The organism is Vibrio gigantis, from assembly GCF_024347515.1.
Lineage (GTDB): Bacteria > Pseudomonadota > Gammaproteobacteria > Enterobacterales > Vibrionaceae > Vibrio > Vibrio gigantis.
Genome location: NZ_AP025493.1, coordinates 699643 through 711380 on the forward strand (window position 1 = coordinate 699643; position 11738 = coordinate 711380).

The following is an 11738-nucleotide window of genomic DNA, read 5'->3' on the forward strand; positions in this document are numbered from 1 at the left end:
TTAGCGCTTAACTATTGGCTGTAAACCCAACATCGAGCTTTCTTTGGAGCTGCTCGTCGGCTTGGCTGCTTGCCCAGCTTTACTGTGCTTTTTCGCTAACAAGGTGTTTGTGATGCTCGCAGCGACAATCAGATTAATACCGACTAACTGCTGAGTAGAAAATACATCATCAAAAAACACACCTTGCCACAGTGCACTAAACAACATGTTGGTGAAAATTAACGGAGCCAGTTGAGAACCACTTTCTGCAAGCTTGTAAGCCTTTGAACGGAATATCTGTGTATTAACAGTACATAACGCCAATCCAAATGCACCTATTCCAATCCAGCCGATTTGGTCAATCGTCTTTAAACTATTAAGAATGCTTGAGTCTGCTTGCACTCCAGAAACGCCTTGTATTGAGGTGAATACCAACATCGGGATAACCAGTATTGCCGCGACTAAGAATGTCCAAGCGTTAAGCTCTGCAGGCGTGAGACTGGTTTTAGAAGCGCGATACAAGCTCACTTGTGACGCTGAGTTGAATACTCCAGCCAACAAACCAAGCAGCAATTCAGGCCTCAAGAACTCAGAGCCAAATTTAAACTGCGACCAATCCCCTGCCATCATCAGAACACCAACAAAGGTTATCGCTAAGCAAAATATGGTTGTTGTATGAATTTTGGCACCAAACATAAACTTTTCTAACAAAGGAATAAATAGCGGCCCAGTACTAAACAGCACTACACCTTCCACCAGCGTTAAAGTTTGTAACGACGTAAGAAAACACCACTGACATGCCACCATGAATATCGCGCGCATGACCAATGGCTTCCACATACTTCCTGTCGGCTTGCTGATTTTAGAAAAGATAAGAAACAAGAATAAGAGCAAGCTGGGTAAGAAAAAACGCACAAAACTCAGCAATGAAATAGGCATCGCTTCCGATAGATACTTCGCCACTAAACCGCTTAAAGACAAACTGAACGTAGACAACAACATGAAAGTCGTTGCCTTGGTAATATCAGACATAATTATCACCTCCTATGCTGTCTATTTTAGAAGCGTGACGTAATTAAAAATAGCGAGTAATATTAACCATAACTGTAAGGAAAACTTACCAATGAAAAAGCTCGTTCCGCTTAAATCCGTTTACGCTTTCATTGCTGTTGCAGAAACAGGCAGCATGACCGATGCCGCTCGCGTGTTGTATGTCAGCCACTCTGCAGTAAGCCAGGCCATTAAGTCTTTAGAACAACAGGTCAATAAGCCTCTGTTTCAGCGAGTAGGTCGCCGTGTTGTCCTTAATGCCGCAGGTAAACGTTATTACCGCAAGGTAGCTCCAGCATTAGAACAGGTGATAGAAGCGACTGAAGAGCTAGCAAGGACGCCCAATGACCACCGCATCACCCTCAATATGGTGAATTCGCTCGCCATGCACTGGTGGATCCCTCGCGTCCCCGACTTTCAAGCTTTTGCCCCGTCACTTGATATTCGTATTTCGACATTAACGGGCCCTTTTGATATCGAGCAAGAGGGGGTTGATATTGCTCTTGTGCATGGCAAACCCAATGAATGGGAGCGGTACTACAGCGAAAAACTAGGCGATGATGATCTGGTTCTGGTGTGTAGCCCTACGCTACTAACGAACAATAAAGAGTTAAGCGTCAAAGAGTTTGTCGAACAGAACCCTACAATTGGTGTTTTTAACCCAAGGCGAAAACACGACTGGCAAGTATGGTGCGACCATTATCAAATCCCGCTGCCCAGTTTCCACAGCAATCTAACCTTTGATGTATCGATTCAAGCAGTACAAGCCGCAATTCGTTCACTTGGCGTATTAGTCACCCATCGCTTGTTTGTAAAAGATGACATCAGCCACGGCATGCTGGTTGAGCTAGGCGAGCCAGTCGCTAACCCACACCAAGATTTCTATTTTGTTTGCCCAAAAAACAAGTTAAAACAAGAAAGTGTGCTACAACTGAGAACATGGTTAAGACATGAATTTGCCAATTCAGACATGACGCTTAACGATAGAACACAAGAAGAGAATAACGATAACATTCAATAGAACCGTTACTTACAAGAGGCCATTATGATCATTACCACCACACAATCTGTCGAAGGTAAACGCATTGTCGACTACAAAGGGGTTATTGCCGGAGAAGCTATCTTAGGGGTGAACGTATTCAAGGATATGTTTTCTGGTATTCGTGATTTTGTTGGTGGACGTTCTGGCTCCTACGAAAAGGAACTCGAGAAAGCACGAAACTATGCATTCAAAGAGTTAGAGCAGAAAGCCATTGAAGCCGGAGCAAACGCCGTCGTGGGTGTCGACATCGATTATGAAGTGCTTGGCACAGGTAACGGCATGCTAATGGTGTCTGCAAGCGGTACTGCGGTGGTTGTTGCTTAATTGATTATTGGTTGATTCTGAGTCCAGCTAACCACCAAGCCTTGCAGTCTGGAAACCAATAATGTGATTCTCTATAAAAAAGCCCCTTGGCCAAATCGCTAGCTAAGGGGCATTTTTGTATGCATTGCCCAAGTTAGATTTGAATATATCTAGCTCGCGCGTTCAACTGGCGTAGAGAGCATGGCATCAAAAGAGGCCATTCGAGCCAAAAACTCTTTCCTATCTTTAGGCATAATCGAACTTGCCATCGGTAAGTTAGCCTTCATCGCATCGACCGCGCGACCACGAACCAACACTTCAAAATGCAAATGAGGGCCAGTAATACGACCAGTCGCACCCGATAGTGCAATTTTCTGACCTCGCTTGATTTGTTGCCCTTTCTTAACTAAGAAGCGGCTCAAGTGAAGATAACGGGTCTTATATACGCTGTTGTGTTCAATCACCAAGTATTTCCCGGCATAAGGGTGGTCACGAAGCGCGACAACACGGCCATCACCCGTTGAGTAAACCGGAGAACCAACAGGAGTAGCAAAGTCAGTACCATTATGTGGTGAGATTCGCCCAGTTACTGGGTGTCTTCGTGTCGGATTAAACGATGAAGTAATTCGTCGGAATTTTCTGTCGACAGGGTATCTATCAAAGGCTTGCTCTAGACTATTGCCCTCTCTGTCATAGAAAAGACCATCTGGCGCTAGAAAAGCTGCCACCTCACGGTTTCGTAACTGGATTGAGATACCTTGAACTTCTGTTTTGCCTGTTAGGTGATCATCTGTGTACTGCTCTTTGACCAATACATTGAAGCGGTCACCCGCTCTCAGCTCACGAGCGAAGTTAACTTTATCTTTCAACGTGCGCGTAATATTGGCTATCTGTGCTGTCGTCAGCCCTGCTTTGTATGCCGATGTTGAAAAACTCCCTTGGACACTACCCGTATAGAGTTTTTCTTTCCATTTGCCTGGGATCTCGTGGAATTTATAGGTGAAGCTACCATCATCGTTTCGAGTAAAGGTCGCTTGCTCAACCAGACTCTCGTGATAAATCAGCTCTACAAGCTGTTTGGAGTCACTATCCAGAAGCAACTCTAGATGATCACCAGGTTTTATTGTGTCGAGTTTCAAAGACTCAAGATCCGCTTCCATCACCTTTTGAACGGTTCCATAAGGCAGTTGCCATGACGAAAATATGTTGCTGAGGGTATCCCCTACCTTCACAAAGTAATGGACTTTAATCAAAGAGGGATTCAATTGAGAATCGACACCTTCTGCATCAGTCGCTGGAGGGCCTTGATAAGGTGTTATTTTTATAGATATTTCTTGTGCTGGTTTGGAATGAAAAGAGAGCAAAGCAGCAAAGGAAAAGGCACTGATAGCAGTAATGATCAGGCCAATACGGAGGAACTTCATAAAATACTTAGCGGTTATAACAAGGAACTTAGAAAGTGTTATAACATAACAATTAAAACAAAAAAATAAATGAAATGTAAGAAACCGCAGCGCAGTAAGTGTGAAAATATGGTGGGCGTGCGAAGCCCATCACCTTAGTTAACACCACTCTTTACCTAACGTTACTCTTCGCGAAGTGCTTCGAAGCGTTCTAAGCCGCGCAACATCTCAAAATCAGGTTCATCAGCTAATAGCTCTCGCATTGAGCCACTGGCTTCGACAGAACGTTCTAAATCATCAATAGCTTGCCCTTCTGCTCCTAGCCTAGCGTAAGCACAAGCACGTTGATACAAGGCGTGAGCATTTTGATCGTCCACTTCTAACACTCGATTACATAAGCTCATCGCCCAGTGGTATTCCTGAATATCCATTGCTGCGTCGGCTTTGTAAGTTAGCGCTTCTAAATCGCCCGGACGGACTTTTAAGATCTCATCATAGATTTCAATTTTCTGCTCAGCAGTTTGAGCATTTTGAGCTCTTAACCATAAGTTATGAATTTCGTTGATGATTTCGATTTCTCGATTGTTCTCTGAGATGATTCGAGTCTTACGCTTAAGGTCCCTTTCAAGAACGTTAAACTTCTTCTCGTACTCTTGAGCAATCGAATTGAGTCGCTGGTCGGCCATCTCTTTGGTGGTGTGTTTCAACTCTTTGAGCGATTGCCAACCCACCAATGCAATTAGAGAAGCAACACCGGCAATAATGTAGAAGAAGTAGGTAACGGTTACATTCGCATAGTTGAGAGATTTGTCCGCAACGGCTAATTCGCGGTCTGTCATCTGAATGGTTAAGCGTCTTTCAAGATCTTGCTGCTCCATTCGCAGTTGCTTCAACTCATCCAAGATATAGCGTTCCATCAGCGGTCTATCCAAATACTCTTGTTCCGAGTACTTAACCTGTTCGCTTGCAAAACTCATCGCGCTGAACACTGAGATAACTGCAATCAATAAGATTCGAAGCATTATACATTCCTTATATATTCATATTTATGCTAACTGTATCTCGTAATAGGCATACAAGCTAGGAAGTCGACAAGTTTGCCTTGTCCAGATTGGAATTAACACTCTAAAACATCATTGATAATTATAAAACACCTGAAGCAACATCATTAATTTCTAAATTATAAAAATACCGCGTAATACTGTTCTATATAATTAATTCGCGATGCGAATATACCAAAAATCGATTTATTGCATCGAGATGAATCTTATATTAATAACGATCAGAGCGAGGTTAATTTGAATAATCCACGATACGATTTAGTAAGCCGTGTACTGCACTGGGTGATGGCTTCTGTAATCATCTACGCAACAATCGCAGGGTATGTGATGCATTATGTCACCAGTCATCCAGAACTGTTTTCTTTTCTGTCAGTGCTCAACATGTCATTGGCGACCATTGCAACACCACTACTCGTGATTCGTTATATCTGGAGTCACTTTCGATCTTCACCAACTATGCCCACCTCGATACCAGAGGGGCAGAAATGCATTGCTAAGCTCGCACATTCCTTGATGTATCTTGTGATGTTTATGGTTTTCAGTACCGGTTACCTGATGCTAAAAGAGCCTTACTCTTTATTTTGGTTGGTGAACGTAAATAATCTAATTACCGACCCTGCGATCAACGACTTCTTTTTCTATTTACATCGTGCCAGTTGTATTGCCCTTACCTGTTTAATTATTCTGCATATTAGTGCTGCACTTAAACACCACTTTGTCTCTAGGAACTATGTATTGAAGATGATGCTCTAGATTCAAAGAACTCAGGACGGATTGCACAAACAAAAAAGCCATAGCATGTTCGCTATGGCTTTCTTATTTCAATTCGCTTACTTGGTTTGAGTATCAAGCATCACTTGCCAATATTCACACTTAGCCAAGAATTCTTTTAAATAAAGTTCTGGGTTAGCAAGCTTCTCGCCGCCCTTAACATCAGCCCCTGTCACACGCCAAAAGCCACGAGTTACCAAGTTTCGATGATAAATAAAATCATTGAGTTCATTTGTCTTCAAAGGAAGCTGCTCACCAAACGTTTGTTCGTATAAGCCCAACGTAGAGGCTTGATCATTTGGCTTCTCCCTTAAAAAGGTATCCAGCTCTAAGCCTAATGACTGTTGCTGCTCTTTTGATAGGGTTTTAGCTAATTTAGAGATCACACTGAACAGAGCTAATTCTACTTTTTGAGACGCTAGTAACGACGCTCCCAAGAGTGCATGTTCATTGGAGATATGTTGTTCTGTTGCTGAAGCGGTAGCTGTTGTCACTTTATTAACCTCAAATAATCATAACGGGTGTTACTGAACTGGATAGAGTCTTTTTATTAAGCTAAATCTTATTCTTGTACTTAAGAAGAGTCTTTTAGCTAAGCAGAGTCTTTTAGCAGAACGCGGTCAGCATCAATAATAGTGAAGCCCGATGCATCTTCATTCTTTTCGATTTGTACTAAACCTTTAAAACCAATCTGTGACAACTTCTGCGCAAGTTGATCTGGTGCTGTTTCAAAAACAACATTCATAAAAGGCAAAGACTCAGCATCAACAAAACCATGCTCGTTAAACAGTTCCATTGCTTGAGATAAATGGTCTGAGTCGGTTAATTCGATAATTTCTACAACTTCTTCCAACAACATTTTCGATTCCATATTCGCCAGAAAGTGACTGACACAAGCACTTACGTTTTGCTCGCATACATCCCGATGCCCAAAGGCACCCCTTTAGTAGTAAAGAGATCATAACATATTAATGATCGTAAAATATGTTTTATTTCCCTAACCTATTGGGAATATAAGGAAACAATAGAAACTGATGAAGCATAAGCAAGACCAATTCGTCTCATTAAAAACAACAGCTTGATTTGAGGTAATCAGACTACAGTAACTTGAGAATCGTTCGTTTCGACAATCGCTTCCTTCAACAACCCTGCGTAAATTCCATTGTGTGCCACCAGCTGTTGATGATTTCCTTGCTCAACAATTTCACCCTTTTCCAACACAAGAATCGCATCCGAGTGACGAACGGTACTCAAACGGTGTGCAATCGCAATAACGGTTTTCTCCTTGAAAAGGCGCTGCATTGCTTTTTGAATAAGGTCTTCGGTGATTGAATCTACCGAACTGGTCGCCTCATCAAGCATCATCAATTGACCACCCTGTGCAACCGCTCGTGCGAATGAAATAAGCTGCGTTTGCCCCACAGACAAGTTGGAGCCATTCTTTTCCAAATGGAAGTCATAACCCAGAGGGAGTTGTTCAATAAACCTATCGGCATAAACATATCTCGCCGCCTGTTCAACCTCAGTTCTAGATAAATGCGTTTTACCTAGCGCGATATTGAATTGGATTGTCTCTTCAAATAAGTGCACGTCTTGCATCATCATTGAGAACAAATGAGCTGAGTCTTCACTTGAGATCTGTGACAGCTCTATTCCATTCAATAAAATGCTGCCTTCATAGTCTTGGTAGGTTTTAGAGATCAGACGCAGAATCGTCGACTTCCCCGACCCCGTCGAACCCACAAGCGCGATTTGATGCCCTTTTTCCAATACAAAAGAGACATTCTTTAGAACGTACGGCGCGTCGTCTTTATAGCGGAAGCTCACGTTCTTAAACTCAAGGCTCACAAACTGTTCGAGCTGTTTTTCAACCTCGTTAGATGGCAGCAGGTTACGCCCTTCCTCTTCGGTCGGTTCAACAAACAACTCTTCAATATGGTCAAACGCTGCAAATGAACTCTGAATCGAGGCTATCTGCGAGGTAAAGTCACGGATAGGAACAAACACTTTCTCTAAGGTGTTGATGAACGCAATCAATACACCCAAAGTGAGTGCCCCTTCTATCACTTGCTCAGAGCCATACCAGATCATAATCGCGATAGTGATCGAGGTAATGCCAGAGATAAACGAGAATAAAATCGCATCGTATTTATTGATCTTCTTCTGCGCAGTTAGAAACTCATCGGTATAGCCTTGATAGCGTTGTTCTACTTGTTCTTCCGCTCGGTACATCTGAACGGTTTTCATGCCAAATAAGACTTCTTGTAGGAAGCCAATACCGCGAGCGAGCGAAGAACGGGTCACCTTATATAAAGCACGAAGTCGGTTTCTAACATACACCGTCAAGTACATCACTGGCGGCATGATTATCAACACAATCATAGTTAACTGCCAGTCAATAAAGAACATCATCACCAACAGAGCAATGGTATTAATACTGTCTTTAACTAGCCCTACTACCGACTGAACAAACGTCTCGCCGATAGTTTCCAAGTCACTGGTTAATCGTGAAAGCGTTACGCCTATCGGTGTGTTATCAAAATAACTACGTGGCAGTTGAAGCACGCGAGCAAACAACACTGAGCGCATGTCGGTTATCGTGTATTGCCCGGTTTTACGCAGGTTATAAGAATAGGTGGTATCCACCACATAGCTCGCCACCAGCACGGCAGCTAAATAGAAAACGTATTCGAGCAGTCCATCCATATCCCCTTGGCTCAGGTGAACATCGATCACTTGAATGATCAGCCAAGGGAACAACAAACTCGTGATGACAGAAAGAGGAAGCATAGCGATACCCAGAATCGCAGAGCCTTTGTATTTCTTAGCAAACTTAAAAAAGTGCTTGAGATACTTGAGATCAACACCTTTTAACATGCTGCTGCCTCCGTTTCATTCTGCTGTAGTTGCCATGTATCGTAATAGTAATCGCACGTTTTCAATAACGTGGCGTGGTCGCCCTTCGCGATCACTTTACCTTCGTTCAACACGATGATTTCATCCATATATTCAAGGGCATTAACGCGGTGTGAAACCACAAGAACCGATTGATTTTCCAATCGTTTAAACAGGCCTTCTAAGATCTTTCTTTCGGTTTCATAATCGACCGCAGACAGAACATTATCCATGATGATCAAATCGGTGGGTTGTAGTAAGGCCCGAGCAATACTCAGGCGCTGCTTCTGACCACCTGACAACATGATCCCTTTCTCACCAACTAAGGCTTGATCGCCATGCTCAAAACGCGTCACGTCACTGGCCAACTGGCTAAGCTCTAGCACTTCATCAACCTGACTCTTTGCCAAATCAGTATCTAAGCTACCAAAACGGATATTGTCTTCGACGGTTGCTGAAAACAGGTAAGGGTCTTGAGTCACGGTTTTAATATAACGGCGCAAGTCACTGCGTGAGAAGCTAGTGATGTCCTTTTCCCCAAGGAAAATCGCCCCCTCTGGAACGTCCAAATGATGGTTCAAGCAGTTCACTAATGTCGTTTTACCCGCCCCTATTCCACCAAGTACACCGACTTTCTTGCCGACTGGGATATCAAAACTGATGTCATCGAGAATTAGACGCTCTTCACCTGAATAACTAAAGCTGAGATTGCGAACGGAAAACGTTTTTCCTTTTAGCGATTCAACATCTAACTCAGTGAGCCTATCTTCATCCAGCTCTGGGACTTTGGCGTTAAGAATGGTTTGTGCACTTTGAATGCCTACCATGCCACGCTGATAAATGGTGGCGATTCTGCCAAGCTGCATCAATGGCATAGCGAGCAAAACCGAGTAAGTTAAGAAAGCGGTTATCTCACCAAGTGTGAGTTCCTGTCTCATCAACATGAAACCACCCAGACCAAGAATGATGATTTTCATCAGATCATTGGCGTAATCGAGCACCGGCATGAAGAAGACTTGAATACGAGTGATCTTAAGACGACATTCAAGCAACAGTTGATTGAGCTTTTCAGTTTCCGCCTTCACCCAAGGTGACATCTGTTGGCTCTTGATCAGATCAATCCCTGATAGGTAACTCATCAACTGAGCAGATAGATTTTGCAGCCGCTTCATGTGCTCTAAGTGCAGCGTTTTCATACGCTTGAAGCCCACTCGGAAAATCACAAAAGCGATTGAGATAGGAATAATCGAGTAAAGCGTTAATTCTGGTGAGATACGCCACATATAAAGGGGCGTAAGTGATAACGCTAGTAACGCATTGAAGAACTGCAAAAAGCCCACGCCGAACATCAATCGGATCCCGCCAAGGTCATTATTGATGATTGAAATTAAACGGCCTGAAGCGAAGCGTTCATGAAAGCTACTTGGTAAACGATTCAGCTTTTGTAACAGTGTCGTTTTGAGCGCTGCCTCAGTGATTCGCCCAGGGTTCAACGCATAGATCCGTGACAGGATCCGTACGACAACCATAGCGACCGACATACCCACCACAATCCAAACGTAGGTTTGAAGCTGTTGATGACCAGTTGAAGAGGCATCATCAATTAAATCTATGGCTAATTGAATATAACGAGGGATCTCTACTTGTAACCAGTTGACGAGAAAAATGAACACAATCGCTAGCAGGTACGAGGTGCGATTCATGCGCAAGTAATGGGCAATAAACTGTCTTTTAGTCATAGTATTCTTTGTTTAGGGCAGGTTCACAGCGAGATCTAGCGGTATGATAACCCTGCAATTAAGCTAGATAGGGTCATCACTGAGGTAAAGATACATCAAAATAACTTAGTTGACAATATCAACCATATTCAATAATTTGTTTCCGCTATTGGATTTTTGCATTGCTAGAAACAACTTTGCCGCCAAAAGTGGCGGCAAATAAATAACTTAACAGGCTTTTATTGAGTAGGACTAAAGCATTTCTTTCGCGATCAAATGCAACAAAAACGTTTCACGTTCAATACTCATGCCCTTTTTAGGACTTTCAGCCATCGTTTTTTCGTTATGAGCGATCGCTTCATGGATATTCATCCACACCGGTTTCATCCCATTTTTCACTTCATAGTCTTCGTAGGCCGTTTCACCAAGCTCACGATCGATCTTACATGAGTAGCAGTAGGAGATCATGTGCATCATATCCGCGTCGTCTTTATACCAAGGACGGAACTCTTCAAAAATACCGAACGGCTTGATGCTGTGAATATTCTTCGCACCCGTCTCTTCTTCCAGTTCACGAACCATGCCTGCAATAACATCTTCCCCTTCATCCAAACCACCACCAGGAATGGTGTAGTCGTGATAACGCTCTGTATAAAGCATCAGAATGTCTTCACCATCTAACACAATCGCACGGGCTGCGTTGCGCTTATAGACTGTTTTATTGTCTAGATGGTCGATATCAGGGTGGATGGTTGTTTTTAGGTGTCTCATGATTCTGACTGCTCTACTGAATTTGGCGGCATCATACCATAATCATCAATAGATTCGAGGTTCACAATCGACTTCCAGACCGCATTCCTACTCTACATCCCAGTTATAAGCGCATAGCCATCGAATCACAGTAAACCTCAAACGAGTACTCGGCAAACAAGAAAGATCCATTTATAACTTGGATCTAGTTAGCTTGATCTAGCACTCAAAAATTGTCGAAACCTAACGAAATATCAACCTATTTCAATATCTTGACCAAATTAGGACAACCTTTTCTGAAATCTAAAATATACTCATTTCATAGAGCTTCTCATTTGGTTCTGTAGAACTTAACGCATTCATTTGTAGACTTATCACGTAGGAGATAAACATGAAGAAAATTGGTTTGATGGCTGCATGTGTCGTTGTATTAGGCGGTTGTGCAAACGACTATGCGGAATATAGCGAAGGCCAACGTGTTTCAGTCGCTAACCCAGCAGCGGTTTATTGTGTTCAACAGGATGGTGAATTAGACACGGTTACTGAAAACAATCAACGCACAACTTACTGCGTATTCGATGACGGTCAACGTGTTGAGCAGTGGGAGTATTACAGAAATAATCACGAGCAAGAATCAGAAGCTAAAAGTGAATAACGCTCCCTCTGACATCACCTAACCTCTCCCCCCTTTTTATTTCAATCAATTACGTAAACTGGCTGCCAATTGGCAGCGGTTTACCGTACGAAAATACCAATTGAACACCGT

12 protein-coding genes are annotated in these 11738 nt (G+C 42.9%); 4 read left to right on the forward strand and 8 right to left on the reverse strand.

Annotated features, from left to right (window positions below; genetic code table 11):
• Positions 1–1011, reverse strand: coding sequence for a DMT family transporter (locus OCV56_RS19220; protein ID WP_086712639.1), 1011 nt, complete (start codon positions 1009–1011; stop codon positions 1–3).
• Between the two features lie 91 nt (positions 1012–1102).
• Here OCV56_RS19220 and OCV56_RS19225 point away from each other — a divergent pair, with 91 nt between their 5' ends.
• Positions 1103–2050, forward strand: a complete 948-nt coding sequence (locus tag OCV56_RS19225; RefSeq protein ID WP_086712638.1) for a LysR substrate-binding domain-containing protein — start codon at positions 1103–1105, stop codon at positions 2048–2050.
• Positions 2051–2074: 24 nt separating this feature from the next.
• The gene (locus tag OCV56_RS19230; RefSeq protein ID WP_086712637.1) at positions 2075–2395 is read left to right on the forward strand and encodes a heavy metal-binding domain-containing protein; all 321 of its coding nucleotides are present in this window, start codon (positions 2075–2077) and stop codon (positions 2393–2395) included.
• A gap of 149 nt (positions 2396–2544) precedes the next feature.
• Here OCV56_RS19230 and OCV56_RS19235 read toward each other — a convergent pair whose 3' ends face one another.
• Both OCV56_RS19235 and OCV56_RS19240 read right to left on the reverse strand, forming a co-directional pair.
• The gene (locus tag OCV56_RS19235) at positions 2545–3798 is read right to left on the reverse strand and encodes a peptidoglycan DD-metalloendopeptidase family protein (protein ID WP_086712636.1); all 1254 of its coding nucleotides are present in this window, start codon (positions 3796–3798) and stop codon (positions 2545–2547) included.
• A 161-nt stretch (positions 3799–3959) separates the two neighbouring features.
• Positions 3960–4799 carry a tetratricopeptide repeat protein gene (locus tag OCV56_RS19240; protein WP_086712635.1) on the reverse strand — a complete coding sequence of 280 codons (840 nt, stop codon included), beginning with the start codon at positions 4797–4799 and terminating at the stop codon, positions 3960–3962.
• 324 nt (positions 4800–5123) lie between these two features.
• Between OCV56_RS19240 and OCV56_RS19245 the strand changes: the two genes are divergently transcribed.
• On the forward strand, positions 5124–5591 hold the full coding sequence (locus tag OCV56_RS19245; RefSeq protein ID WP_228761195.1) for a cytochrome b: 468 nt from the start codon (positions 5124–5126) through the stop codon (positions 5589–5591).
• Between the two features lie 77 nt (positions 5592–5668).
• Here the strand turns inward: OCV56_RS19245 and OCV56_RS19250 are convergent, their stop codons facing one another.
• From OCV56_RS19250 to OCV56_RS19270, 5 genes are all read right to left on the reverse strand, one after another.
• Positions 5669–6103: a hypothetical protein gene (locus OCV56_RS19250; RefSeq protein WP_086712633.1), complete on the reverse strand. Its 435-nt coding sequence runs from the start codon at positions 6101–6103 to the stop codon at positions 5669–5671.
• Between the two features lie 98 nt (positions 6104–6201).
• Complete coding sequence (locus OCV56_RS19255; protein ID WP_086712632.1) at positions 6202–6468, reverse strand: hypothetical protein; 267 nt, start codon at positions 6466–6468, stop codon at positions 6202–6204.
• A gap of 233 nt (positions 6469–6701) precedes the next feature.
• Positions 6702–8486 (reverse strand): ABC transporter ATP-binding protein, encoded by a 1785-nt coding sequence (locus tag OCV56_RS19260; protein ID WP_086712631.1) that lies wholly within the window; start codon positions 8484–8486, stop codon positions 6702–6704.
• Positions 8480–10243, reverse strand: a complete 1764-nt coding sequence (locus tag OCV56_RS19265; RefSeq protein ID WP_086712630.1) for an ABC transporter ATP-binding protein — start codon at positions 10241–10243, stop codon at positions 8480–8482. The genes OCV56_RS19260 and OCV56_RS19265 overlap by 7 nt, the downstream gene beginning before the upstream one ends.
• Positions 10244–10474: 231 nt before the next feature.
• Entirely contained in the window at positions 10475–10993 is a 519-nt protein-coding gene (locus tag OCV56_RS19270; RefSeq protein ID WP_017059522.1) for an NUDIX hydrolase, read from the reverse strand.
• 370 nt (positions 10994–11363) lie between these two features.
• Between OCV56_RS19270 and OCV56_RS19275 the strand changes: the two genes are divergently transcribed.
• A complete protein-coding gene (locus tag OCV56_RS19275) occupies positions 11364–11627 on the forward strand; it encodes a putative hemolysin (protein WP_086712629.1) in 264 nt (87 codons plus the stop codon).
• Positions 11628–11738: the final 111 nt, after the last annotated feature.